Raw genomic sequence first — 24,410 nt, 5'->3', positions numbered from 1 at the left:
GACCGCGCGCCTCAGCTGTTGATCTGCTTGCGCTCGGACTGCCCGCCGATCGTGATCTTGCGGGGCTTGGCACGCTCGGCGATCGGGATGCGCAGGGTCAGCACCCCTGCTTCGTAGTCGGCCGTGATGCGTTCTGTGTCCAAGGTGTCGGCCAGGACCAGCTGGCGGGAGAAAGCGCCGAACGGGCGTTCCGACAGCTCCATGTGCACGCTCTCGGCCCGGCCGACGGGGTGCCGCTCGGCCTTGACGGTGAGCATGTTCCGCTCGACATCGATGTCCAGCGCGTCCTCGGCCACACCGGGCAGATCGAAGACGATCACGTATTCCTCACCTTCCCGATAGGCGTCCATCGGCATGGCCGAAGGCCGCGACCGGGTGCCGGTGACACCGGTGAACTGCTGGGCGAGCCGGTCGAGTTCACGGAAGGGGTCGGTGCGCATCAACATAGCGAAAACACCTCCACAGGTCTGGCAGTGACTGCCAATGCGCTTCAGGTGCCACCGTTGTAGCATGTCATCGAAAGGATGACAACTGCAGTGTCATCCGAACGGTGACATGCAGAGAGGGATCTTCATGACCGACTCGTCCGACCCCCGTGACCCCACGCCCTCCCTCACCGTCGCGGCAGCGCTGAACGCGATGGACCGGGCGGTCCGCACCGCCCGGACGGAGACGCACCCCGAGGACGGGAAGGCCGGTGCGGACCATGCCCTGGCCGCGCTCCTCCTCCTGCGTGAACTCCGTGACCAGCTCGCAGGGTGGGAACCCGGCCTGATCGAGGCGGCGCGGGCGGCGGGTTCCAGCTGGGCGGACCTGGCGCACCCCCTCGGTGTCGCCAGCCGCCAAGCCGCAGAGCGGCGCTACCTCCGCGTACGCCCCGGCGCCCCCGGAGCCACCGGCGAACAACGCGTACAGGCCACGCGCAGCCGCCGCGCCGCCGACCGCACCGCCGCCGCCTGGGCGAGGGCCAACGCCGCCGGCCTGCGCCAGCTCGCCGGCCAGATCACCGCTCTCACCGACCTGCCTGTGCGGGCCCGTACCCCCCTTGCCCGTCTCGCCGAAGCCCTTGCCGACAACGACGCCGCCAACCTGATCGGCCCGCTCACCGACACCCAGACCTATCTCGAGGCCGACCATCCGGACCTCGCGGCTCGCGTCGACACCGTCGCCCATGGTGCCGACGGGATCTGATCCGCCGGGCGGCATGAGAGGTGGTGCCGCGAAGAGCCGCGCCCGGGGCCCCTTGCCGCTGCCGCTGCCGGTGACGCACTGTGATCAGCGCTGGTCGATGGTTTCCTCCTGCGATACCTCGGGCCGTCACGCGCCGGGAGTGTCAGGATGTTCTCATGGACGTTCGGAAGAGGAACCGAGTGTCGGTGACGGGCCTGGAGAGCGGCCCGGTGGTGATGCTCGCCCACGGGTTCGGGTGCGATCAGAGCCTGTGGCGTCTGGTCGTACCCGAACTGGAGAAGCACTTCCAGGTGGTCCTGTTCGACCACGTGGGGGCGGGTCGCTCCGATGTGTCCGCCTGGAGCTCCGAGAGGTACTCGTCCCTGGACGCCTATGCGCAGGACGTGATCGAGATCTGCCGGGAGCTCCGCCTCGGGCCCGTGAACTTCGTCGGGCACTCGGTCAGTTCCATGATCGGTGTGCTCGCCGCCGTTCGGGAGCCCGGGCTTTTCGACAGGCTCGTTCTCCTCGCCCCGTCGCCGTCGTACATCGATGACGGCGACTACCGTGGTGGATTCAGCGAGCAGGACATCGGCGAACTGCTCGAGTCGCTGGACAGCAACTACCTGGGCTGGTCCGCGACGATGGCGCCGGTGATCATGGGGAACCCGGAGCGTCCCGAACTGGGTGAAGAGCTGACCAACAGCTTCTGCCGAACGGATCCGGAGATCGCGCGGGTCTTCGCCCGCGCGACCTTCCTGTCGGACAACCGGGCGGATCTCGCCGAGGTGACGGTGCCGACACTCATCGCCGAAAGTGCGCGCGACACGATCGCCCCGCGCGAGGTGGGTGCCTTCGTCCATGGACAGATCCCCGGCAGCGAGCTGGTCACGCTGAACTCGACGGGCCACTGTCCCCAGCTGAGCGCCCCCGAGGAAACGGCCGAGGCGATCATCGCCTTCGTGCAGGGGCCGTGACGGTGCCCCCGGGCGGCGATGAGAACAACGCGTCGTGGGCGGCGGGGGACCGTGAGCAGGAACAGCTGCCGTTCTCCGCCCTGCTGGAGGACAGCGCGGAGGACCTGTACGAGAACGCGCCGTGCGGTTACCTCTCCACGCTGGTGGACGGGCGGATCGCCAAGGTCAACGGAACCCTGCTGAAATGGCTCGGATACCGTCGGGACGAACTGGTCGGCCACAAACAGTTCTCCGACCTGCTGACCGTCGGTGGCAGGCTGTATCACGAGACGCACTTCTCACCGCTGCTGCGGATGCAGGGCGTGATCAGCGGCATCGCCCTGGAGCTCAAGGCGGCGGACGGCAGCCGGCTACCCGTCATGGTCACCTCCGTCCTCAAGCGGGACAGCGACGGTGAGCCGTTGCTGATCCGCACCACCCTTCTGGACGCCCAGGACAGGCGCACCTACGAGCGGGAGCTCCTGCGATCCCGTCAGGAGGCCGAGCACGACCGCGAACGTCTGCAGCGCCTGGCCACCACCCTGCAGCGCACCTTGATCCCGCCGGCGCTCCAACCGGTTCCGGGCCTGGACGTAGCCGCGCACTACCACTTCGCGTCCTCCGACGAGGTGGGCGGGGACTTCTACGACCTGTTCCCGCTGGCCGCCGGACGCTGGGGGTTCTTCATGGGGGACGTGCGCGGCAAGGGAGTGGACGCGGCCGTGGTGACGTCCCTGGTCCGGTACACCCTGCGAGCGGCGGCGGTCTCCGATCCTGTACCGGCCACGGTCCTGGCCAACCTCAACACCGCACTCAGCCAGGCGTCCCAGGACGACGAACCGCGATTCTGCACCGTGATCTTCGGCCTGCTCACACCCCGTGTGGAGGGTGAGGGCTTCCATATCGTACTGGCCGGTGGCGGCCACCCCCCGGCCGTGTTGCTGAGGGCCGACGGCAGCGCCGACTACGTACCCACGCCGGGCGGTCAGCTGGTCGGTGTCGTACCGGACGCCGAGTTCACCACAGTCACCCTGGATCTGGGTCCCGGTGACACTCTGCTGCTCTACACCGACGGTCTGACCGAGGCGCACGCCTCGCGCACGGGCGAACGTTTCGGCGACGAAGCGCTCCTGGACGTGGCGCGGGCCCTCGCGCCCGTCTCGGCTTCCGATGCCGTCGAGGACCTCACCGTGCTCCTGGACGGATTCGGCAAGGGACTTGACGACGACACCGCACTCCTTGCCATGGGCGTCGCCCCCCGGAGCCCCCGGCCGGGGTGAATGTGCTCCCGGCGCACCGGGGATTAGGTTGGCGGGAGACGCTCCGGGCAGCCGGACTCGAGATGGGGGCGAGCATGACCATGCAAAAGGGAACCAATGTCGCGGTGCCGGCTCAGGCCGTGCGGGTCGAACTGGGCTGGCGCACCTCTCCCGGTACACCCGATGTCGATGCCTCGGCGCTCCTTCTCGTGTCGGGGAAGGTACGCGGCGACGCGGACTTCGTCTTCTACAACCAGCCGGTGCACGGGTCCGGTGCGGTGCGCCACGAGGGAAAGCAGACGGCCGGAGGAGCCGTGACGGACAGCCTCACGGTCGACTTCGCCCGGATGGAGCCGGCGATCGACCGCGTCGTGGTGGCGGCCTCGGCGGACGGCGGCACCTTCGGCCGGGTGACCGGCCTGTACGTCAGGATCGTGGACCCGGCGAACGGATCGGAGATCGCGCGCTTCGACAGCGCGGACGCGACGGTCGAGACCGCGTTCATCCTCGGGGAGCTCTACCTGCGGCAGGGCGCCTGGAAGTTCAGGGCCGTGGGGCAGGGCTACGACACCGGACTCGGAGGTCTCGCGACCGACTTCGGCATCTCCGTCGACGAACCGCGGCCGGCACCGCCGGCCCAGCGGCCCCAGCAGGCGCCCCGGCCGCCCGCTCACCCCGTCGCACCTCCGGCCGCCCCCACGCCCCCGCCCGAGCCCCCCGTAACCCAGGCTGTGCGGCTGACCAAGGTCACGCTGACGAAGGAGGCCCCTTCGGTCTCGCTGTCGAAACAGGGCGGCACGTCCGGCGCGCTGCGCGTCAATCTCAACTGGGAGGTGCGCAAGCAGTTCAAGGGATGGGGCGCGAAACTCGGCAGGGCCGTCGCCATGCACGGGGATCTCGATCTCGACCTCTGCGCCCTGTACGAACTCACCGACGGAAGCAAGGGAGTCGTACAGGCACTGGGAAACGCGTACGGCTCCCTGCGCCGGCCGCCGTACATCCACCTCGACGGGGACGACCGTACCGGTGCTGTCTCCAGCGGCGAGAACCTGACGGTCAACCTCGACCACAAGGACCGGCTGCGCCGTGTTCTGATCTTCGTCACCATCTACGAGGGCGCCCGGAGCTTCGCCGATCTGCATGCCACGGTCACACTCCAGCCGCAGAACGGTGCGGCGATCGACTTCTCCCTCGACGAGTGCGACGTCCCCTCCACCGTGTGCGCGCTCGCGCTGATCACCAGCGACGGGCGAGACCTCACCGTGCGGCGCGAGGCCCGCTATCTCGTCCCCCAGCGCGGGGTCAGCCCTCAGCGGACCATCGACGCCGCCTACGGCTGGGGCATGAACTGGACCCCCGGGCGCAAATGACCCGGCGGCGGACGGACCGCGGCCACCCGGGCAGAACAGGGCTCAGGGCTCCGGTGCGGCCGCGGGGCGGGCGTACGTACGTCCCTTCCAGGCCGCACCGACCCCCCGGTGGTGCTGCACAGCGGAATCCACGGTCATCAGGAGATAGAGGACCGCGGTGAACGGCAGCAGCGGCGCCAGCCACAGCGACTGCCGGTAGTACCCGAGCATCGGCATGTAGGTCCCCGCCATGACCGCCCAGGCCGCCCCGCCCGCCACCGCGGCCACCGGATCGCCGGTCAGCAGCCCCGCGCCCAGCGTGACGGGTGGTACCACATAGACCAGGACCAGCCCGAGGACCGTGCCGGCCAGCAGTGACGGGCTGTGGCGCAGTTGCGCGTACGCACTCCGCGCGACCGTGCGCCACAGGTCCGCCAGCCGTGGACCGGGCCGCACGCTGTCCACCCGTTCGGCGAGCCCCAGCCAGATGCGGCCCCCGCTGCGCCGCACCGCACGCGCCAGGGACACGTCGTCGATCACCGCCTGACGGATGGACTCCGGGATCCGCGCCCGCTCGGCGGCTCCGGCGCGCAGCAGCACACAGCCGCCCGCCGCCGCGGCCGTCCTCGACCCCTTTCCGTTCACCCGACGGAAGGGGTAGAGCTGCCCGAAGAAGTACACGAAGGCCGGCACGACCAGCCGCTCCCAGGTACTCGTCACCCTCAGTCTGGCCATCTGCGAGACCAGGTCGAATCCGTCGGCCCCTTCGGGACCGGCCGCGGCGACGAGTTCCCGCAGGCTGTCCGGTTCATGAGCGATGTCGGCGTCCGTCAGGAGCAGGAACTCGGGTTTCCGCCGCCGGGCCAGCGCCATGCCGTGACGCAGGGCCCAGAGCTTGCCCGTCCAGCCCGGCTCCGGCTCACCGGGCGTGACCACCGTCAACGGCAGCCCGCCGTACCGCTCGGACAGCGTCCGGGCGAGCTCGCCCGTGCCGTCCGCGCTGCAGTCGTCGACCAGATAGACCTCCGCGTCACCCGGATAGTCCTGGGCGAGCAGTGACGGCAGGCTCGTCGGCAGGAGCTCGGCCTCGTCCCTCGCGGGCACGACCACGGCCACCGAGGGCCAGCGTGCCGGGTCCCGGCGGGCCGGCAGCCGCTGGTCGGTCCGCCAGAAGAAGCCCTGGCCCAGCAACAGCCACATCCACACGATCAGCGAACCCACGGCGGTCCAGGCAACGGCGCTCATCCGTCGAAGTGTGCCCCACTCCGGCGGCGCCGCAAGGGCTGTCGACTATGGTGACCGGGTGAAGATCGCACTCATGGACTCGGGAATCGGCCTCCTCGCGGCAGCGGCCGCTGTACGCCGGCTACGGCCCGACGCCGATCTGGTGCTGTCCTCGGACCCGGGTTCGATGCCCTGGGGGCCCCGCACGTCCGAGGACGTGACCCGGCGGGCGCTCGCCGTGGCTCGCGCGGCCGCCGCCCACGGGCCGGACGCCCTGATCGTGGCCTGCAACACCGCTTCCGTCCACGCCCTGCCGACCTTGCGGGCCGAGCTGGAGCCCGGGATTCCGGTCGTCGGCACGGTGCCCGCGATCAAGCCGGCCGCCTCGGGCGGAGGCCCCTTCGCCATCTGGGCCACGCCGGCGACCACCGGGAGCCCTTACCAGCGTGGGCTGATCAACGACTTCGCGCGGGCCGTGGACGTGACCGAGGTGCCCTGCCCCGGTCTCGCCGACGCGGTCGAGCACGCCGACGAGGAGGCGATCGACCGCGCGGTGGCCGCTGCCGCCGCCCTCACCCCGGCCGGGGTGACGGACGTCGTCCTCGGCTGCACCCACTACGAACTGGTGGCCGAACGCATCCGCGCCGCGGTGGAGCGCGACCGGGCCGGCCGGAAGCCACTCGTGCTCCACGGCTCCGCCGACGCGGTGGCGGCCCAGGCACTGCGCCGTATCGGGGCCGTTCCCGCTCCGTCGGCCGAACCTGCCGGCACCCTCACCGTGCTCCTCGGAGGAGACGCCGGTGACCTGTCCGGGCCCGCCCTGTCCTACGCCGAGGGCCTGCTGCTCAAGGCCGTCAGCCCCGCAGTCTGAGCCCCGCCGGGCTCGCGCGCACCTCCTCATGTCGCGGAACGTGGGTACGCTGCTTGGCATGACGGACCTCCCCGGCGACGCGCGGCACGGTTCGAGCCAGGCCCGGAGCACGGTCTGGACGGGACGGGCGACCAATCGCTTCCAGTGGCTGCTGGCCGCAGTGGGGGCGGGCTGTCTCGCACTCGGCATCCAACTGGCCGTCGACTCGGCCTGGGGCGGCGGAATCGCCCCCCTGCTCATGTCCGTCATCGGCTGCGTCGCCGCCGGACTCCTGATCCTCTTCGGCACCCTCGCCTTCGTGCACGTGGCCGTCAAGGTCGACGGTGACGCCCTGGAGGTGCGCTGCGGCCATGTGGGGCTGCCCAGGCGCCGCATCCTGCTCACCCATGTGGTGGGCGCGGACTTCGCCCCCAGGGTCACCCCGCGCCAGTGGGGCGGCTGGGGCTACCGCTGGCGCCCCGACCAGGGCACGGCCGTGGTCGTGCGACGGGGGGAGGGGCTGGTGCTCCGGCTGGGGGACGGCAGGAGCTTCACCGTCACGGTGGACGACGCGGAGGCGGCCGTACGCTTCATCCGGGACCGGCTGCACCTGACGGCCACCGGGAAGACCCCGGGGCCCTGAGCCCGGGCGTCGCCGTGCGTGGACGGCATGCCGTCGCGGCCTGTGGCGGCAGGAGCGGCTGCCGGGCCCACAGCCGCCCACCGTAGACTCCGGCAGGTGAGCGCCACCGTCATCACCGCCGAACCGCCGCCCGCCCCCGTGTCCCGCAGCAGCAAGCTGTGGCCGCGGCTCCTCCGGCCGGCCGCAGCCGTGCTGTCGGGTGCGCTGCTCTACGCCAGCTTCCCTCCCCGGCCCCTGTGGTGGCTGGTGCTCCCCGGCTTCGCCCTGCTGGGCTGGGTGCTCACGGCACGCAGGCTGCGTGCCGCGCTGGGCCTCGGCCTCCTCGCCGGGCTCGGCTTCATGCTGCCGCTGCTGCACTGGACGGGCGAGGAGGTCGGCCCCGTCCCCTGGCTCGCCCTCGCGCTCGCCGAAGCCCTGTTCATCGCCATCGGCTGCGCCGGCATCGCCGCGGTCTCCCGGCTCCCGTACTGGCCCGTCTGGGCAGCGGCCGTGTGGACCCTGGACGAGGCGCTCCGCGCCCGCGTCCCCTTCGGCGGTTTCCCCTGGGGCAAGATCGCCTTCGGCCAGGCCGACAGCGCTTTCCTGCCGCTCGCCGCGCTGGGCGGCACCCCGCTCCTGACATTCGCCGTCGTGCTGTGCGGCTTCGGACTCCTGGAAGCCGTCCGGCAGGTCCGCCGCCACCGCGTCACCGGCACCGTGCCCCGCTCCGCCGTCGTCGCGGCGGCCGTCACCGTGGCCGCCCCGGTCGCCGCCGCCCTCGCGGCCCTCCCGCTCGTCGACGACTCGCCCGAGGACGGCACCGCCACGGTCGCCGCGGTCCAGGGCAACGTGCCGCGCCTGGGGCTCGACTTCAACTCCCAGCGCCGGGCCGTCCTGGACAACCACGCGGAGCGCACGGAACAGCTCGCCCGCGACGTGAAGGCCGGGAAGGTGCCGCAGCCCGACTTCGTCCTGTGGCCGGAGAACTCGTCCGACCTCGACCCCTACCGCAACGCCGACGCCCGCGACGCCATCGACCGGGCCGTGCGGGCCATCGGTGCCCCCACGGTCGTCGGCGCCGTTCTCAGCCCCGACACCGGGCCGCTGCGCAACACCCTCATCGAATGGGACCCGGAGAGCGGCCCCGTGGACACCTACGACAAGCGTCACATCCAGCCGTTCGGCGAGTACATGCCGATGCGGTCCGTGGCACGCGTCTTCAGCAAGGACGTCGACCGGGTACAGCGGGACTTCGGCCCCGGTACGAAGGTAGGAGTGTTCGACCTGGCGGGCACGAAGGTCGGGCTCGTGACCTGCTACGAGGCGGCGTTCGACGACGCCGTACGCGACACGGTCAAGGACGGCGGACAGCTGATCGCCGTACCGAGCAACAACGCGACCTTCGGGCGCAGCGAGATGACCTACCAGCAGCTGGCGATGAGCCAGGTGCGCGCGGTCGAGCACGGGCGCTCCGTCGTCGTACCCGTGACCAGCGGCGTCAGCGCCGTGATCCGGCCGGACGGCACGATCGTCGAGAAGACGAAGATGTTCACCCCGGACGCACTGGTCGACGAGGTGCCCCTGCGTTCCTCGCTCACCCCGGCCACCCGGCTGGGAACCCTGCCGGAGGGCGTCCTGGCGCTGCTCGCCCTGGGCGGTCTCGGCTGGGCGGCCGCCCGGTCGACGCGCGCGCGGAAGGAGCGGGAGGACCTGGCGGCCGGCCCGGAGGACGCCACGCACGCCACGTAGTCTCGTCGCATGGCCACTCCTGACTTCATCCGCGACATCCGCGCCACCGCCGGACACCAGCTCCTCCTGCTGCCGGGAGTCACCGCAGTCGTCTTCGACGACGGGGGCCGGGTGCTGCTCGGCCGGCGGTCCGACACCGGCAAGTGGTCGCTCGTCGGCGGCATCGGCGAGCCCGGTGAGGAGCCCGCGCTGACGGCGGAGCGTGAGGTGTACGAGGAGACGGCGGTGCACTGTGTCGCGGAGCGGGTCGTGCTCACCCAGGCGCTGAAGCCCGTGCAGTACGCCAACGGCGACCGGTGCCAGTACGTCGACATCACCTTCCGCTGCCGGGCCACCGGCGGCGAGGCGCGGGTGAACGACGACGAGTCGTTGGAAGTCGGGTGGTTCGACGTCGACACCCTGCCGCCGCTGAGCGAGTTCTCGCTGTTCCGGATCAAGCAGTCCCTCAGCGACGGCCCCACCTGGTTCGCACGGAGCCCCGAAGCCTGACGGGCCCGGCTCCCCCGGCAGCGGTGGAGGCGGGCCCTTCGGCGCTGTCGGGTCAGACGCTCCGCGCGTCGGTGGGCAGTGCCGCGGGGGCAGCGGCCGGCCCGTCGGTCTCCGGATCGATGTCCGTGAGGTCCCGGTTCCTGGTCTCCTTGGCGCAGACGATCGCCAGCACGGTGATCAGCGCGGCGGCGATGACGTACAGCGAGATCGGCGTCGAACTGCCGAAGTCGGCGAGCAGCGCCGTGGCGATGAGCGGTGCCGGGGCGCCTGCGGCCACCGACGAGAACTGGGCGCCGATCGACGCGCCCGAGTAGCGCATCCGCGTCGCGAACATCTCCGCGAAGAAGGCCGCCTGCGGCGCGTACATGGCGCCGTGGAAGATCAGTCCGACCGTGACGGCGAGCAGCAGGCTCCCGAAGCTCCTGCCGTCGATCAGCGCGAAGAACGGGAACATCCACAGCGCCACACCGATGGCGCCGACCAGGTAGACGGGCCTGCGCCCGATCCGGTCGGACAGCGCGCCCCACAGCGGGATCACGGCGAAGTGCACGGCGGAGGCGACGAGTACGGCGTTGAGCGCCGTCTGCTTGCTCAGCTCCGCGGCTGTCGTCGCGTAGACGAGGATGAACGCGGTGATCACGTAGTAGCTGATGTTCTCGGCCATCCGCGCACCCATGGCGATCAGCACATCGCGCCAGTGATGCCGCAGGACCGCGACCAGGGGCATCTTCTCGGCGGGGGCGGCATCCGCCTTGCGCTGCTCGGCCTGGGCGAGGGCCGCCTTGAAGACGGGCGATTCATCGACGGAGAGACGAATCCACAGTCCCAGGATCACGAGAACGCCGGAGAGGAGGAAGGGAATCCGCCAGCCCCAGGCCTCGAACGCGGACTCGGACATGAGAGCGGTGAGGGCGGAGAGCACCGCCGTCGCGAGCAACTGGCCGGCGGGCGCCCCCGTCTGGGGCCACGACGCCCAGAATCCGCGCCGTTTCGAGTCGCCGTGCTCCGACACGAGCAGCACGGCGCCGCCCCACTCACCCCCGAGGGCGAATCCCTGAACCAGGCGCAGCACCGTGAGCAGGACGGGCGCGGCGGAACCGATGGTGGCGTGTGTCGGCAGGAGGCCGATGGCGAAGGTCGCGCCTCCCATCATCAGCAGGCTCAGCACCAGCAGCTTCTTGCGTCCGAGCCGGTCTCCGTAGTGCCCGAAGACCAGGGCTCCGATCGGACGCGCGGCGAAGCCGACCGCGTAGGTGAGGAAGGAGAGAAGAGTGCCGACGAGCGGGTCGGAGTCGGGGAAGAACAGCTTGTTGAAGACCAGCGCGGCAGCGGAGCCGTAGAGGAAGAAGTCGTACCACTCCACCGTGGTCCCGACGAGACTCGCGGCGACGATGCGGCGGAGGTTGGACGGGGGTGGGGGAGCGGTTGCTGCTGGGGCGGTCATGGATACCACTTCCGGACAGTTGGCGGGGACGTTTCCGTGTCGCCATACCGTAGGAAGGGGCAGGTCAGGGGCGTATGTGGCGGGACACCATAGTTGGCGTGCGAGGTGTGCGTGCGGGCGCTACGGGTGGTGTCCCGGCCCGCTCGGGTCTCGGGAGCGAGCGGGGGCGATTCTCCGGATTGTGCGGTTCGGTGCGTTTTCGAGGCAGTGCCGCTCCGCCCTGCCGTCTCGTCCCGCCGAGCCTCGGGCGCGCACACCGTGCCCCGGGCGGCTGTGTTCCGTCCGTCGGCCGCGTGTCAGGCGGGGAGCGTGAGGCGGAAGACGGTGTGTCCCGGGGTGCTCCTGACGGCGACGCTTCCGCGGATTCCACCGATACGGGTCGTGAGGCGTGGCACGGCCGTGACAGCGACCCTCGCCTGCAGGGCCGCCCCGCCTATGCCGTGCTCCCGTCCGTGTAGCCCTGCTCGATCTCCGCTCGCAACTGGGTCAGGCCCCGCCGGGCGTGACTCTTGACGGTGCCCAGGGGCATTCCGGTGTACTCGGCGATCCGGACCTGCGTCAGATCCTCGTAGAAGGCCATGCACAGGACCTGACGCTGGTTACGCGGCAGCCGGGACAGGGCGCCGACCAGGAACACGCGGTCCAGGACGTCATCCGGTGCGTGCTGGAGCCCATGCGGGTCGAGGGTGCACGTCACGGCGTCGATCAGGCTGAGGCGTTTGTTCCTGGCTGCCAGAGAATCGACGACCTTCCGGCGCGTGATGCCGACGAGCCACGCGCCGAAAGAACCTCGGTCCGGACGGAAGCTCTCCCGTCCGCGCCAGGCCCCGAGAAAGACCTGCTGGGTGACGTCCTCCGCTTCGTGCGTGTCCCCCAGGGAGCGGGTGGCCATCGTGTGGACGAAGGAGCCCCAACGCCGGTACATGGCAGCGAACGACTCCTCCGTCAGGTGCAGGCCGGGGACGAGGCGGTCGTCATAGGGGGGCGGCACAGCCCACGGTGAGGGAGTGTCAGCTTGCGTGCACGTACTCATGCCCGTTCCTCCCCGCAGCAGGGGCCTCTGCCGAGCCGGCCCCGGCGGGTGTGTTCAGCGATGGGACCCGGCTGGACTGCACAGTCTCGGGAGCAGGAACGACACGTACAACTTGCGTCGTTTGTGCGTCGTATGATGCGGATGTGGGACCGGACGAACACGGCGAAGAAGGCGACGACGCCCGGAGTGAGGGCGCTCTGACCACCGGCGAGGTGGCGAGACGTCTCGGCGTCGCCCCCACCACGATCCGGTCGTGGGATCGCCGCTACGGCCTCGGTCCCACCACGCGTACCGGCGGCCGGCACCGCCGCTGGGCGGCTGAGGATCTCGCACGGTTACGGAGGATGTGCGTCCTGACCGGGGCCGGGCTGCCGCCCGCCGAAGCCGCCAGGCTGGCGCTCGCCGGCTCCGGCCCCCGCTTGCCCCCGCCACGGCCAAAAGAGCTTCCCCTGCCGCGAGCGGCGGCGAGTGGACGGCTCCGGGCCGGCAGCGGACTGCGCATGGGTGACGCACGTGCGGAATGCAAGGGTATGGCCCGCGCGGCCCTTCGCCTCGACACTGCCGCCCTGGACGAACTGCTGAACGCGGCGATCGAGGAACACGGCCTGGTCACCGCCTGGACGGAACTGATCATGCCGACGCTGCAGGCTGTCGGCCGCAAGTGGCAGACCTCGGGGGAGAGGTACGTCGAGGTCGAACACTTCCTGTCCTGGCACGTCTCCGGAGCGCTGCGACGCCACACACCGCCCGTCGGCCGGGACCTCCGCGGCACCTCCACGGTCCTCGCCTGTGCACCGGCTGAGAACCACACCCTCCCACTGGAGGTACTCACCGCCGCGCTGACCGAACGCGGGCTTCCCGTCCGGATGTTCGGGGCAGCTGTGCCCGTCGAGTCGCTCGTCTCCGCGGTCCGCAGGACCGGGCCGGGTGCGGTCGGCCTGTGGGCGCAGTCCCGCACCACCGCGAGTCTGCCGCTCGCCCGGCACGTCGCCACGATCGAATGGGGTGTACGCGGCGCCCGGAGGAAGCCGGTCGTCTTCGCCCTCGGGCCCGGCTGGGCAGGGCAGACCGCGCGCGGGCTCCGGCATCCGCCAGGGCTCGCCGAGGCCGTCAGGGCTGTGGAGTCGCTGGTCGTCTGACGGCCGGCGCCACCTGTCGGGTGCGCACGGAAGAGGCCGGGCTGCGCATCCGGCGTCACCGGTCAGCGGTGGCAACGGGTGTACGTGGTTCCGCCATCCGGGTGAGTCGGGCGTCGGGGCGGAGCCGCTCCGAATCGCGCCACCCGCACGCCCCGCCTGACGGAGGCGCGTTGCTGCCCGGCCCCGACAGCGCGGCGGACGCCCGGCCGGCCGTCCTCAGGTGTTCGCCAGCCAGATGGAACAGTTCAGGGCCGAGGCGTAGGAGACCCAGACCAGGTACGGCGCGAGCAGTACGGCGGCCCATGTGTGCAGTCGAGCGAATTTCACCATCGTGACGATCAGGGCGGTCACGAGGAGAAGGATGTCGACCAGGGCGAGACCGTACCGCTCCGCGCCGAAGAACAGGGGAGTCCAGGCCAGGTTGAGGACGAGCTGCACGGACCACCACAGCAGGGCGGTTCTGTTGCCCGGCCGGCGCGTTCTCGCGATCAGCCATCCTGCGACGGCGATGGTCGCGTACAGCACGGTCCACACGGGCCCGAACAGCCATCCGGGCGGTGCCCAGCCGGGAAGCCGCAACGAGGTGTAGGTGCTGCCCGCGTCGCCGGCGGCAACAGCGCCGACCACGGCCACCGCACAGCAGATCGCCAGGAACAGCAGCAGGAGGAGCCACCTGCCGGGAGCCGGGTGCTCCGTGTCACCGGGGGAAGTCATGGGGCTACGCACTCCTGTCGCCGCGTACGCCGCCACGGCGGGAGCCCCGCCGCCCGCGGCCCGTGCGGGCCTCGTCGTCGTGCGCGCTCATGCCTTTGGTGGCGGCCTGAGTGATGTTGCGGGCCATCCCTCCGAAGATGACCGCGTGGAAGGGAGAGATGGTCCACCAGTAGACGTGACCCAGCAGTCCTCGCGGATGGAAGACGGCACGCTGCCGGTAGCGGGTGCGGCCACCCTCGGACGTCTCGGCGCACATGTCGAGCCAGGCGAGGCCCGGCAGCCGCATCTCGGCGCGCAGCCGCAGCAGCCGGCCCGGTTCGATCTCTTCGACACGCCAGAAGTCCAGTGAGTCGCCCACCCGCAGGTGCTCGGCGTCACGGCGTCCGCGACGCAGCCCGACACCGCCGACCAGGCGGTCCAGCCAGCCCCGGACCGCCCAGGCCAGGGGGAAGGAGTACCAGCCGTTGTCGCCGCCGATCCCCTCGATCACCTTCCACAGCGACTCGCGGGGCGCGTCCACCGCCAGCTCCCGTTCGTCCCGGTAAAGACTGCCCCCGGTCCAGGCCGGGTCGGTGGGCATGGGATCGCTGGGCGCCCCGGGCACAGCGGCGGAGGACCAGCGCGTGGTCACCTGGGCCTCACGCACCCGGCGCAGGGCGAGATCCAGGGCGTCGTCGAACGGCAGTGGCCGGCCCGGGGGGTCCGGGGCGTAGCGGGCGATGTCGTGTTCGTCGCAGACGACCTCGTGACGCAGCGACTCGGTCAGCGGCCGGGCGATGGAAGCCGGCACAGGGGTGACGAGGCCGACCCAATGGCTGGACAGCCTCGGGGTGAGAACCGGTACAGGCACGATGAGCCGTCGCCGAAGCCCGGCCACCTCGGCGTACCGGCGCATCATCTGCTGGTAGGTGAGGACGTCCGGCCCGCCGATGTCGAACGCCCGGTCGACGTCCGCCGGCATGGTGGCCGAGCCGACGAGGTAGTGCAGCACGTCGCGGACCCCGATGGGCTGCGTGCGGGTGCTCACCCAGCTCGGGGTCACCATGACAGGGAGCCGTTCGGTGAGGTAACGCAGCATCTCGAAGGAGGCCGATCCCGAGCCGACGACCACGGCCGCCCGCAGCACGGTGGCCGGAACGGGCCCCTCCAGGAAGATCCGGCCCACCTCGGCGCGGGACCGCAGATGTGGCGAGAGCTCTCGCTCCGGTACCCCGTTCGGTGTGAGTCCACCCAGGTACACGATCCGCCGGACACCTGCGGCGTGCGCCTGCTCGGCGAAGATCCTCGCTGCGCGGCGATCGGTGTCCTCGAAACCGGAACCGGTCCCGAGGGCGTGCACCAGGTAGTACGCCACGTCGATCCCGCGCATGCCGGAGGCGACCGACGCAGCCTCCGTGACATCCCCGCTGACCGTCTCCACCTCCCGCGCCCACGGATGATCGCGAAGTTTCCCGGGGGACCGGGCCAGGCAACGGACCGAGTGGCCCGCCTCCAGCAGCTCCGGTACGAGACGTCCGCCGATGTACCCGGACGCACCGGTGACCAGGCAGTTGAGCCGCTCGGCATTCCTCTGTCCGTCCGTGTTCACGAACGCTCCTCCTCATGCTCGGCCCGGTGTCGCAGGGCGGGACGCCGGATCGCCGATCCGACCCTTGGGCGGTCGCGGACGGCGCCCCGGTACCACGTGTGGTCGTCTTCCCGAGCGGCGGGACATGATGCTCGGGAACCGCCGTGACCTGCCCGATCGTGCGCCGGGACGCTTCGCGCTCCGGGTGCCGGAAGCAAGGGACGGGCGGCGGCACCGTGCGACCCGACCCGACCCGACCCGGCCACACGCGTCGCCTCTGCCGCTGCGTGGCGCATCGGGCCGCTCCTGCCGTGTGCGTCGGGGGTGCGTTGCGCTCCACCCACCTCTACTTCTCCCTGGAACGGGCCGGCGGATGCGCGGGGCCCGACGACGGCTCAGGGTCGGACGGCCGCCACCGTGGGCCGGCGCCCTCCTGCCCGGCTGCGGACGGTGAAGCAGTTGCTGTAAATCACTGTATATCCGCATCCATGCTGATGGTTCCGGCAGAAGGAAGGTCATGAAGCTTCGAGACGAACTTCCCGTCGATCATCATCTGGCGACCGTCTACCGCTACGGCGCGGCCGTCTGCGGCCTCATCCTGATCACCTTCGCCGTCCTGGGATTCTCTGACGCCCTCACCCCGTTCGACACGGCCGGGGACACCGTCGCGGGCATGACCACGAACACCACGCTCAGCGTCATCTCGACGGTGGTGGGACTTGCGCTGCTGGTCGGGGCCGCCATCGGAGGCAACTTCGCGTCGACCCTCAACATGACGGTGGGCGGGCTGTTCGTCCTGAGCGGCTTCGCCCACATCTTCGTGCTGGACCGATCCGTCAACGTCCTGGATTTCGGCATGACCAACGTGGTGTTCAGCTTCGTCATGGGCCTGGTCATCGCGACGTTCGGCATGTACGGCAGGGTCTCCAGCCGCTTGTCCCACGAGAACCCCTACTGGCAGCGCAGGCACCCCGTGCAGGCAGAGCACGGGGTGGCTTCGGTCCGCCACCTGGGTGCGACGCCCGACCCGGCCGTGCTTCCCGCAGGACGAACCAGTGGCGCCACCGGGCGTGAGACCGGTGACGTGTGACGGGTGCCTGCTCCGCGGACCTCGGTGTCACCGATACCGAGGGGCCGGGCGTTCGTCCGCCGGCCTGAGCCGGCGGCGCAGTCGGCGGGGCGTCCGGGCCCGCACCACCGGAGGCCCGGCCCGGACGGAGACCGGTGAAGGTCCCGCCCGGGACGGTCCGGCTGCACCGGCGTCCATCACCTGGCGGGGTGACCGGGAGGTGTACGGCACAGCCCGGCGGCTTTCGGCGGTGCCGCCCGCGCACCGCGATGCCGTCGCCGGCGGGCACCGTACGGCCCGCTACCGGCCGTCCCGCTCCTCGATCGCCGCAGGGCGTACCTGGGCCTCGCGGACGCGTGCCACGTCGAGTTTGGTGCCGCGGTCGAAGCGGTAGACGCCGTTCTGTTCCTGGAAGACGTCCGTCAGCTGCGTGTAGCAGTAGCCGAACATGGCGGGATCCTGGAGCAGAACCCCTGTCAGGCCGCTGAAGCGCGCGTGGAACTCCTCCTCGTTGCGCACCCGTTCGCCGTATCCCCAGGAGACGGTCCGGTCCTCCCCGGACTGTGCGGCGGCCGCTTCCGGGTCCCACCAGATGCCGCCGAACTCACTCACGAAGTACGGCTGCCCCCGGTAGGGCTGGGAGTAGGCGGCGCCGCTCTCGTACGCGTTGACGAACGGCTCGTCCTTGGCCAGTCCCGCCATCTGCCGCCGGAAGGCCTCAGGGTCCTGCTCGTAGCTGTGGGAGTCGTAGATGTCCGTTTCCATCACCCGGTGCGCGTAGCCGGACGCGTCGATCACCGGCCGTGTGGTGTCCAGGGCCTTGGTGGCCAGGAACATGGCCCGGGTGACGTCGTCGAGTCCGGTGATGCGGTCGTGCAGCTTCTGGTACGTCTCGTTCAGCGGGCACCAGCCGACGATCGAGGGGTGTGAGTAGTCGCGTTCCACGGCTTCGAGCCACTGACTGACGTACGAGGAGTCGGGCTGCTGGTTGTTCCCCGACGACCCGCCCGTCTCGCAGCCCCAGTCGCCGAACTCGCCCCAGACCAGATAGCCGAGACGGTCCGCGTGGTAGAGGAAGCGCTCCTCGAAGACCTTCTGGTGGAGCCGGGCCCCGTTGAAGCCGGCGGCCATCGCGATCTCGATGTCGTGGGCCAGCGCCTCGTCGGTGGGCGCTGTCATCAGACCGTCGGGGTACCAGCCCTGGTCGAGCACGAGCCGCTGGAAGAGCGGGCGCCCGTTGAGCGTGACGGCCTTGCCCCGCAGGCCGACGGCGCGCAGCCCCGCGTAGCTCTCCACCGCGTCGAGCAGCTTCCCCTGCCCGTCGACCAGTTCGAGCCGCAGGCCGTAGAGGTGCGGGTCCTCGGGACCCCACTCACGCCTCCGGTCCGCCGGGACCGGAAGGTGGAGCCGGGGTGCGAGATCGAGGTCGGCGCGTGCCTCGGCCCGGCACACGTCGCCGTCCCCGTCGCTGAGGACGGCGCGCACCCGGTGGCCCGGCCGGTTCCCCGACAGCGGCAGTTCCAGGTGGAAGGCGGAGCCTGCCAGATCAGGGGTGATCCGGGGGCGCCTCAGGTGCACCTCGTGAACGGGCTCCAGCCAGACGGTCTGCCAGATGCCGGTGACACGCGTGTAGTTGCAGTCGTGGTTGGCGTACTGGGTGGCCTGCTTGCCGCGGGCCTGCGGGCCCGAGCGGGGATCACGGGCCCGGACGGTGACGACGACGTCCCGCCCGGACCCCGCGATGTCGCCGAGGTCGGCGGTGAACGGGGTGAAGCCACCCCGATGGCGTGCGACCTCGGTGCCGTCCGCCCAGACCGTCGTGTCGTGGTCGACGGCTCCGAAGTGCAGCAGAACACGGCGGCCGGCCCAGGCAGCCGGCAGGGCGAGGACGCGCCGGTACCAGACGGCCTCGAGGAAGTCGGTGTCGCCGACCCCGGACAGCTCGGACTCGGGCGGGAAGGGGACGAGGATCTGCCCGCCCAGCTCACGGGTGAGGAGACCGCGTTCGAGGCCGCTGTCGCCCCGGTCGGTCTCGAACTGCCACAAGCCGTTCAGGTTCAGCCAGTCCGTGCGGACGAACTGCGGTCGCGGGTACTCCGGGCGCGGTACGGGGGGCGTGGGCACGCGTGCTCCAGTGAGTCGTCGGGCCGGCGGCGAGCATCCGGCCCAGGTGGTACGGAGGGTGGAAGCCGGGATCGGTCAGGTTCCGCCGAGGCCGGTGGTGGCCACCGAGCTGACGATGCGGCGCTGGAAGAGGAGGAAGACCACGACCAGCGGCAGCGCGGCGAGCAGGGCCGAGGCCATGGCCTGCGCGTACTGGATGCCGAAGGCGTCCTTGACGGTGGCGAGTCCGACGGGGAGCGTCATCAGGCCGGGATCGTTGGTGACGATGAACGGCCACATGAAGTTGTTCCAGGCGCCGATGAAAACGAAGATCGAGACGGCTGCGACGATCGGCCGGGACAGCGGCAGCACGACCGACAGGAAGACCCGCACCTCTGATGCGCCGTCGAGCCGGGCGGCGTCCTCCAGCTCCCGGGGGACCGCGTCGAAGAACCTCTTGAGGATGAACACCATCATGGGCGCCACCACTTGCGGCAGGATCATCGCCGCGTACGTGTCCACCAGGTTGAACATCAGCATCTGTTCGAACAGCGGCACGACGAGGAGCTGCGGCGGGATCATGATGGCGGCGACGGTGACGGCGAGCAGGGCGCGGCGGCCGCGGAAGGTGCCCCGAGAGAAGCCGTACGCCGCCAGCGTCGAGATGACTACGGTGATCAACGTGACCAGTCCGGCCACCAGGAAGCTGTTGGCCGCCCAGACCGTCACGTTTCCGCGTTCGAGGATCTGCTGGTACGAGTCCAGGGTGAAGGCGCCCTTGAACGGCGAAAGGCCCGGCTTCGCGACGTCCTGCTCGCTCTGGACGGAGGTGGCCACCGCCCAGAGGAACGGCAGCAGCCAGACGGCAGCCAGCACGGTGAGGGCGGTGCCGGCCAGGACGCGCGGCAGCCGGCCGTGGCCGAGGAGCAGCGGGGAGCCGGCCTGTTCCCGTGGCGGTCGGCGCCGGCTCCGCACGGTGGTTGTGGTGGTGGACATGCGTCAGTCCTCCTGGCGGAAGAGGCGGAGCTGTGCGAGCGAGACGACGATGACGAGGGCGAAGAACACGTAGGAGACGGCGGAGGCATAGCCCAGCCGGTAACCCGTGAACCCGACGTCGTAGACGTATTCGAGGAGAGGACGGGTCGAGCCGTTGGGGCCGCCCTTGGTGAGGATGTAGATCTGGTCGAACACCTTCAGCGACGCGAGGACCTGGAGCATGCCGACCAGGACGGTGGTCCTGCGCAGCTGCGGCAGGGTGACGGACCACAGACGCCGCCACGCCCCCGCGCCGTCGAGCGCGGCTGCCTCGTCGTAGGCCGTCGGCAGTGACTGCAGAGCCGCGAGGTACAGGAGGAAGTTGAAGCCGACCGTCCACCAGACCGTGAGCGCGGCGACCGACCACATCGCGACGGCCTCGTCGGACAGCCAGCCGACGGGTTCGAAGCCGAGCGTGCCGAGCAGTTCGTTGCCGAGGCCGACATCCGGCTGGTAGAGCCAGGTCCATATGAGGGTCACCACGGTGACCGGCAGCAGGTAGGGCACGAAGAAGGACAGCCGCCACACCCACTGGCCGGCCAGCCCGCTGTGCACCAGGAGCGCCATCGCGAGCGCGATCAGCACCAGGGGGACGCTCGAGGCGGCGGTGAAGAAGACGGTGTTGCCGAGACTGCTCCAGACGTCCGGGTCGCCGAAGGCCTCGGCGTAGTTGTCGAGACCGACGAAGGACGTGGCGCGCAGCGCGAGCGAGCTGTCGGTGAAGCTCATCCAGAGGCCTTGGAGCACGGGCCACACGAGGAAGAGGACGAAGGGGACCGCGAAGGGCAGCACGAACAGCGGGCCCGGTCCGCGGCGGCCGGCGCGGCGCCGGGGGGCCCGGACGAGTGGCGGTTCCCCGGTCGGGGCGGGGGCCCCGACCGGCGTGGTGGTGGTCACGTCGGTTACTCCTTCTGCTCGGTCAGGCAACCGGGTTGGGCTGCCGCAGCAGCGCGTTCGCCTCACGGACCATCTGCCGTACCGCCTTCTCGGCCGAGGTGTTGCCCAGCAGCGCTGACTGGAGCGGCTGGCACATGCGGTTCTGGAAGTTCGAAGCGGCGCCGGCGAACCAGTTCGGCGGGTCGAGCACCGCCACTTCTCCCGCGTCGGCGTACGAGGACTGCGGCTTCAGTTCGGCGTACGCCGGCTCGGCCAGCACGGGCTGATAGGCGGGGATATGGCCGGCACTCGCCCAGGTCAGGCTCTGCTTGAGTATCTGGGCGACGTAGCGGTGGGCCTCCCTGCGGCGAGCCGGGTCCGGGTTGTCCTGGTGCGGCAGGACGAAGCTGTGGGAGTCGGTGTAGACGGCGGGCCGGTCGAACACCTGGGGGAAGGGTGCGGCTCCGAGCGGGATGCCGGACTTCCGGAGCGTCGGCAGCTCCCATTCACCGAGCATGGCCATGCCGCCGCGACCGCCCAGGAACCCGGCAAGGGCGCTGTTGTAGTCGAGGTTGTTCGGATTCGTCCGCCCGTCGAAGAGCTGCTGCATGAACGACACGACCTGTACGGCGGCGTCGGTGTCGATCTCGGCGGCCTTGCCGTCCGGCAGCGTGAAGGCGGCGCCGGTCTGGGCGTAGAGAGCGGCGAACTGACGCCAGCTCTGCGCGGTGTCGGTGACGTGGCCGAAGAGGATGCCGGACTTCCCCGTCACGTCCGCCAGGGCTTCGCCCGCCTCGAGCATCGCCTTCGGAGAACCCATCGGGGCGAGTTCGCCCTTCGGGTCCAGGAGGCCGGCCCTGCCCGCGGCCTCCCGGTCGTAGAACACGATGAACGGATGGACGTCCAAGGGGATGGCGTACACCTTCCCCTGATGCTGCGTGCGCTTCCAGACGGCCGGGGTGAAGTCCTTCTCGGTGACACCGAACTCGGCGAGCACATCGAGGTCGAAGGGGTCCAGCAGGCCGCCGGGGGCGTAGCCGGCCAGCCGGGACAGGTGCAGGACGGCCACGTCACAGGCCCTCCCGCCGGCGGCCGACATGGCGAGCTTCGTGTAGTACGACGGCCCCCAGTCGAGGATCGTGCGATCGACCTCGAATCCGTCCGGGCCCTCGGAGACGGCCTTGATCATGTCGTTCATGAGCATGCCGTCACCCCCCTGGAACAGGTCCCAGACGTCGAGTGCCGAGGCGCCGGCGGCGGAGGCCCGGGAGGAGCAGCCGGTCAGGGCGCCGGCGGCGAACAGCGAACTCGCGCCGGCCGCTCCGTAGCGCAGCAGCCGGCGGCGCCCGATGCCGGGGGCCGGGCCGGGGCCGGGCGGGACCGGCACCTCACGGGGGTGGGACGAAGGACTCATCACGGACCTTTCGACGGCCGGACGCTCATGCCGGATCGGCGGCGGACCGCCGGTGCGGGCGGGTCCACCGCACACGGCGGATGGGTGGCCGCGCTGGCTGAAACAGTGCGGCCACCTTTTTTTACATCGATGTACATTCGCTGTAAAGAGTTCGAACGATACGGCTGTGTGAGCCCGGTGGTGAGCCGCCCGGCAGCGCCCGGAGGCCACCCGTCCGCGGCGGACGGGCCGGGACATAGACTCGGCAGCGCACGAGGGCAGGGAGGTCGGCCGTGGCACGGCCCAGGATCAAGGACGTCGCACGGCACGCGGGGGTGTCGGAGAAGACGGTGTCCAACGTGATCAATGATTACGTCCATGTCTCCGACCGGACGCGGCGTGTGGTCCGCGAGGCCATCGACCATCTCGGTTACCGGGTGAACCTGGCCGGACGCCACCTGCGCAAGGGCCGTACGGGCATCATCGCCCTCGTGGTGCCCGAGCTGGACGTGCCCTACTTCGCCGAGCTCGCCCGGCACGTCATCCGTGAGGCCGAGCAGCTCTCCCTCACGGTGCTCATCCACCAGAGCGGGGCGCACCGCGAGCACGAGCTCGCCGCGCTGGCCGGCTTCGGCTCCGACTTCGTCGACGGGATCATCCTCAGCCCGCTCGCCCTGACCGCGGACGACGTCACAGACCGCGCGGGGGCACCACCGACCGTGCTCCTGGGGGAGTTGCTGGAGGAGGGGGCGGACCATGTGGCCATCGACAACGAGACGGCCGCGCGCGAGGCCACGGAACATCTGATCGGTCTCGGGTGCCGGACCGTGTTCGCCGTCGGTGGCCGGGAGGCGCCGGGCCTCGGGACCGCGGAGGCCCGCACCCGCGGTTATATGGCGGCGCTGGCCGGGGCGGGCATCGCCCACCACCCGGAGGCGCTGCTGCCGGTGGACGACTTCAGGATGCCCGACGGCGCGCGGGCGGTGGCCCGAGCCCTGGACGCCGGAGCGCGGCCGGACGCGCTGCTCTGCCTCAACGACCAGCTCGCTCTGGGGGCGTTGCGCGCGCTCCACGAACACGGACTCCGCGTACCCGAGGACGTGGCGGTGATCGGTTTCGACGACGTGGAGGGGGGCCGGTTCAGCGTGCCGACGCTGAGCACCGTGTCGCCCGACAAGGCGGCGGTCGCCAGGGTCGCGGTCCAACTGCTGCACCGGCGCATCGAGGAAGCCGCGCAGAGTCCGCTGACACCGGATGCCGGGAGCCCCGGCATCCAGTCGCCTCAGGACCGCGTGGTGGCCCACCGTCTCGTCCTGCGCGAGAGCACGGAGGGGCCCGAGGGCAGGTGACGGGCGCCGCGGGCTTCGTGCCCATGAGCAAGGAAATTCATGCAGGGAGTTCTCACCGGGTTCGCGGTGATCGCCGTCGTCATAGGCATCGGCTACGTCCTCGGACGCCGCGGACACCTGGGGGACGACGGCCGGACGGTCCTGACCCGGCTCGCCTTCAACGTAGCCACCCCCGCACTGCTCTTCACCACTCTCGCGGGCGCGGACCTGTCGGTCATCTTCTCCCGACGGCTTCTGGTCACCGCGGCCGCCATGGCCGCGACAGCGGCCCTCTTCGTCGGCGTGGGACTCCTGAGGGGCTGGGGCGCCGGCCACCTCACCGTCGGCGCACTGTGCTCCAGCTACGTCAACGCCGGCAACCTCGGGATCCCGATCGCCGTCTACGTGTTGGGAGACGCCTCGCTCGTCGCCCCCGTGCTGCTCTTCCAGCAGATCGTCGTCACGCCGCTCGCTCTGACCATTCTCGACCTGGGCCGGCCCGGAGAGCCCCGTCCTCTCCTCCAGCGCCTGACCACACCGCTCCGCAATCCGATGGCTGTCGGCTCGCTGGCAGGCGTCACCGTGGCCGCCACCGGATGGACGGTCCCGTCGCCGGCCCTCGAACCGCTCACCCTCATCGGCAACATGTCGGTCCCCGCGGTCCTCCTGGCTTTCGGGATCTCCCTGCGCGGCAGCGGCATACCCGCCCGCGGGGCCGACCGGGCCGCCATCGCGCTCTCCGCCACCCTCAAGACGTCCGTGCAGCCCGTCATCGCCTGGACCGTGGGCGCGGGCGTCTTCCATCTGCACGGCGCGGCTCTCCTCGACGTCGTCGTGATCTCGGCGCTGCCCGCCGCGCAGAACCTCTACACCTACGCGTCGCAGTACCGTGTCGCCGAACAACTCGCCCGGGAGTCGATCCTGTTGTCCACCGTCGCCTCGGTTCCGGTCCTGATCACCATCGCCGCCCTACTGGGTTAGGGAACCGCTCCCGGAGTGCCGGAGCCCGGTCTCGCCTGGGCGACGGCGCGTCGAACGCGC

Annotated in this window: 22 protein-coding genes; 12 read left to right on the top strand and 10 right to left on the bottom strand. The window is 70.8% G+C overall.

What is annotated here, in order from left to right; genetic code table 11:
• Window positions 1–11: 11 nt before the first annotated feature.
• Complete coding sequence (locus ABZ441_RS14930) at window positions 12–446, bottom strand: Hsp20/alpha crystallin family protein (RefSeq protein WP_358972969.1); 435 nt, start codon at window positions 444–446, stop codon at window positions 12–14.
• A gap of 127 nt (window positions 447–573) precedes the next feature.
• Here ABZ441_RS14930 and ABZ441_RS14925 point away from each other — a divergent pair, with 127 nt between their 5' ends.
• The 4 genes from ABZ441_RS14925 (at window position 574) to ABZ441_RS14910 (ending at window position 4,755) form a co-directional block, all read left to right on the top strand.
• Complete coding sequence (locus ABZ441_RS14925; protein ID WP_358972966.1) at window positions 574–1,191, top strand: type III effector protein; 618 nt, start codon at window positions 574–576, stop codon at window positions 1,189–1,191.
• Window positions 1,192–1,346: 155 nt separating this feature from the next.
• On the top strand, window positions 1,347–2,147 hold the full coding sequence (locus tag ABZ441_RS14920; protein WP_358972963.1) for an alpha/beta hydrolase: 801 nt from the start codon (window positions 1,347–1,349) through the stop codon (window positions 2,145–2,147).
• Window positions 2,144–3,406, top strand: coding sequence for a SpoIIE family protein phosphatase (locus ABZ441_RS14915; RefSeq protein ID WP_358972960.1), 1,263 nt, complete (start codon window positions 2,144–2,146; stop codon window positions 3,404–3,406). Before ABZ441_RS14920 ends, ABZ441_RS14915 begins: the two co-directional genes overlap by 4 nt.
• Window positions 3,407–3,468: 62 nt before the next feature.
• Window positions 3,469–4,755 carry a TerD family protein gene (locus ABZ441_RS14910; protein ID WP_358972957.1) on the top strand — a complete coding sequence of 429 codons (1,287 nt, stop codon included), beginning with the start codon at window positions 3,469–3,471 and terminating at the stop codon, window positions 4,753–4,755.
• Between the two features lie 42 nt (window positions 4,756–4,797).
• Here the strand turns inward: ABZ441_RS14910 and ABZ441_RS14905 are convergent, their stop codons facing one another.
• On the bottom strand, window positions 4,798–5,979 hold the full coding sequence (locus ABZ441_RS14905; RefSeq protein WP_358972955.1) for a glycosyltransferase: 1,182 nt from the start codon (window positions 5,977–5,979) through the stop codon (window positions 4,798–4,800).
• 58 nt (window positions 5,980–6,037) lie between these two features.
• On the opposite strand from ABZ441_RS14905, the gene ABZ441_RS14900 reads away from it, so the two are divergent.
• From ABZ441_RS14900 to ABZ441_RS14885, 4 genes are all read left to right on the top strand, one after another.
• Entirely contained in the window at window positions 6,038–6,829 is a 792-nt protein-coding gene (locus ABZ441_RS14900; protein ID WP_358972952.1) for an aspartate/glutamate racemase family protein, read from the top strand.
• A 58-nt stretch (window positions 6,830–6,887) separates the two neighbouring features.
• On the top strand, window positions 6,888–7,451 hold the full coding sequence (locus ABZ441_RS14895; protein ID WP_358972949.1) for a hypothetical protein: 564 nt from the start codon (window positions 6,888–6,890) through the stop codon (window positions 7,449–7,451).
• A 96-nt stretch (window positions 7,452–7,547) separates the two neighbouring features.
• Complete coding sequence (gene lnt / locus ABZ441_RS14890) at window positions 7,548–9,179, top strand: apolipoprotein N-acyltransferase (RefSeq protein ID WP_358972947.1); 1,632 nt, start codon at window positions 7,548–7,550, stop codon at window positions 9,177–9,179.
• A 9-nt stretch (window positions 9,180–9,188) separates the two neighbouring features.
• Window positions 9,189–9,668: an NUDIX domain-containing protein gene (locus ABZ441_RS14885; RefSeq protein ID WP_358972944.1), complete on the top strand. Its 480-nt coding sequence runs from the start codon at window positions 9,189–9,191 to the stop codon at window positions 9,666–9,668.
• 52 nt (window positions 9,669–9,720) lie between these two features.
• On the opposite strand, the gene ABZ441_RS14880 is transcribed toward ABZ441_RS14885, so the two are convergent.
• A complete protein-coding gene (locus ABZ441_RS14880; protein ID WP_358972941.1) occupies window positions 9,721–11,112 on the bottom strand; it encodes an MFS transporter in 1,392 nt (463 codons plus the stop codon).
• 433 nt (window positions 11,113–11,545) lie between these two features.
• On the bottom strand, window positions 11,546–12,145 hold the full coding sequence (locus ABZ441_RS14875) for a sigma-70 family RNA polymerase sigma factor (protein ID WP_358972938.1): 600 nt from the start codon (window positions 12,143–12,145) through the stop codon (window positions 11,546–11,548).
• Between the two features lie 143 nt (window positions 12,146–12,288).
• Here ABZ441_RS14875 and ABZ441_RS14870 point away from each other — a divergent pair, with 143 nt between their 5' ends.
• Window positions 12,289–13,284 carry a MerR family transcriptional regulator gene (locus tag ABZ441_RS14870; RefSeq protein ID WP_358972935.1) on the top strand — a complete coding sequence of 332 codons (996 nt, stop codon included), beginning with the start codon at window positions 12,289–12,291 and terminating at the stop codon, window positions 13,282–13,284.
• Between the two features lie 216 nt (window positions 13,285–13,500).
• On the opposite strand, the gene ABZ441_RS14865 is transcribed toward ABZ441_RS14870, so the two are convergent.
• Complete coding sequence (locus ABZ441_RS14865; RefSeq protein ID WP_358972933.1) at window positions 13,501–13,998, bottom strand: TspO/MBR family protein; 498 nt, start codon at window positions 13,996–13,998, stop codon at window positions 13,501–13,503.
• Between the two features lie 4 nt (window positions 13,999–14,002).
• The gene (locus ABZ441_RS14860) at window positions 14,003–15,586 is read right to left on the bottom strand and encodes an SDR family oxidoreductase (protein ID WP_358972930.1); all 1,584 of its coding nucleotides are present in this window, start codon (window positions 15,584–15,586) and stop codon (window positions 14,003–14,005) included.
• A gap of 496 nt (window positions 15,587–16,082) precedes the next feature.
• Here ABZ441_RS14860 and ABZ441_RS14855 point away from each other — a divergent pair, with 496 nt between their 5' ends.
• Window positions 16,083–16,655 (top strand): DUF4383 domain-containing protein, encoded by a 573-nt coding sequence (locus tag ABZ441_RS14855; protein ID WP_358972927.1) that lies wholly within the window; start codon window positions 16,083–16,085, stop codon window positions 16,653–16,655.
• A gap of 279 nt (window positions 16,656–16,934) precedes the next feature.
• Here ABZ441_RS14855 and ABZ441_RS14850 read toward each other — a convergent pair whose 3' ends face one another.
• From ABZ441_RS14850 to ABZ441_RS14835, 4 genes are all read right to left on the bottom strand, one after another.
• On the bottom strand, window positions 16,935–18,758 hold the full coding sequence (locus ABZ441_RS14850) for a sugar-binding domain-containing protein (protein ID WP_358972924.1): 1,824 nt from the start codon (window positions 18,756–18,758) through the stop codon (window positions 16,935–16,937).
• Between the two features lie 75 nt (window positions 18,759–18,833).
• A complete protein-coding gene (locus tag ABZ441_RS14845; RefSeq protein ID WP_358972921.1) occupies window positions 18,834–19,733 on the bottom strand; it encodes a carbohydrate ABC transporter permease in 900 nt (299 codons plus the stop codon).
• Window positions 19,734–19,736: 3 nt separating this feature from the next.
• Window positions 19,737–20,669, bottom strand: a complete 933-nt coding sequence (locus ABZ441_RS14840) for a sugar ABC transporter permease (protein WP_358972918.1) — start codon at window positions 20,667–20,669, stop codon at window positions 19,737–19,739.
• A gap of 22 nt (window positions 20,670–20,691) precedes the next feature.
• Window positions 20,692–22,062 (bottom strand): extracellular solute-binding protein, encoded by a 1,371-nt coding sequence (locus tag ABZ441_RS14835; RefSeq protein ID WP_358972916.1) that lies wholly within the window; start codon window positions 22,060–22,062, stop codon window positions 20,692–20,694.
• Window positions 22,063–22,334: 272 nt separating this feature from the next.
• Between ABZ441_RS14835 and ABZ441_RS14830 the strand changes: the two genes are divergently transcribed.
• Window positions 22,335–23,390 carry a LacI family DNA-binding transcriptional regulator gene (locus ABZ441_RS14830; RefSeq protein ID WP_358972913.1) on the top strand — a complete coding sequence of 352 codons (1,056 nt, stop codon included), beginning with the start codon at window positions 22,335–22,337 and terminating at the stop codon, window positions 23,388–23,390.
• A gap of 39 nt (window positions 23,391–23,429) precedes the next feature.
• Window positions 23,430–24,350 carry an AEC family transporter gene (locus tag ABZ441_RS14825; protein ID WP_358972909.1) on the top strand — a complete coding sequence of 307 codons (921 nt, stop codon included), beginning with the start codon at window positions 23,430–23,432 and terminating at the stop codon, window positions 24,348–24,350.
• Window positions 24,351–24,410 lie beyond the last annotated feature (60 nt).

It is taken from the genome of Streptomyces sp. NPDC005752 (assembly GCF_040630715.1).
Taxonomy (GTDB): Bacteria; Actinomycetota; Actinomycetes; order Streptomycetales; family Streptomycetaceae; genus Streptomyces.
The sequence above is the reverse complement of the archived record's forward strand: the minus strand, read 5'-3'. Positions and strand labels throughout refer to the sequence as shown.

Bases quoted from the DNA above. Each gene is read 5' to 3' on its own strand.
- ABZ441_RS14930 (WP_358972969.1), bottom strand. From the start codon at position 446: ATGTTGATGCGCACCGACCCCTTCCGTGAACTCGACCGGCTCGCCCAG.
- ABZ441_RS14925 (WP_358972966.1), top strand. From the start codon at position 574: ATGACCGACTCGTCCGACCCCCGTGACCCCACGCCCTCCCTCACCGTC.
- ABZ441_RS14920 (WP_358972963.1), top strand. From the start codon at position 1,347: ATGGACGTTCGGAAGAGGAACCGAGTGTCGGTGACGGGCCTGGAGAGC.
- ABZ441_RS14910 (WP_358972957.1), top strand. From the start codon at position 3,469: ATGGGGGCGAGCATGACCATGCAAAAGGGAACCAATGTCGCGGTGCCG.
- ABZ441_RS14905 (WP_358972955.1), bottom strand. From the start codon at position 5,979: ATGAGCGCCGTTGCCTGGACCGCCGTGGGTTCGCTGATCGTGTGGATG.
- ABZ441_RS14895 (WP_358972949.1), top strand. From the start codon at position 6,888: ATGACGGACCTCCCCGGCGACGCGCGGCACGGTTCGAGCCAGGCCCGG.
- ABZ441_RS14885 (WP_358972944.1), top strand. From the start codon at position 9,189: ATGGCCACTCCTGACTTCATCCGCGACATCCGCGCCACCGCCGGACAC.
- ABZ441_RS14880 (WP_358972941.1), bottom strand. From the start codon at position 11,112: ATGACCGCCCCAGCAGCAACCGCTCCCCCACCCCCGTCCAACCTCCGC.
- ABZ441_RS14875 (WP_358972938.1), bottom strand. From the start codon at position 12,145: ATGAGTACGTGCACGCAAGCTGACACTCCCTCACCGTGGGCTGTGCCG.
- ABZ441_RS14865 (WP_358972933.1), bottom strand. From the start codon at position 13,998: ATGACTTCCCCCGGTGACACGGAGCACCCGGCTCCCGGCAGGTGGCTC.
- ABZ441_RS14855 (WP_358972927.1), top strand. From the start codon at position 16,083: ATGAAGCTTCGAGACGAACTTCCCGTCGATCATCATCTGGCGACCGTC.
- ABZ441_RS14845 (WP_358972921.1), bottom strand. From the start codon at position 19,733: ATGTCCACCACCACAACCACCGTGCGGAGCCGGCGCCGACCGCCACGG.
- ABZ441_RS14835 (WP_358972916.1), bottom strand. From the start codon at position 22,062: ATGAGTCCTTCGTCCCACCCCCGTGAGGTGCCGGTCCCGCCCGGCCCC.
- ABZ441_RS14825 (WP_358972909.1), top strand. From the start codon at position 23,430: ATGCAGGGAGTTCTCACCGGGTTCGCGGTGATCGCCGTCGTCATAGGC.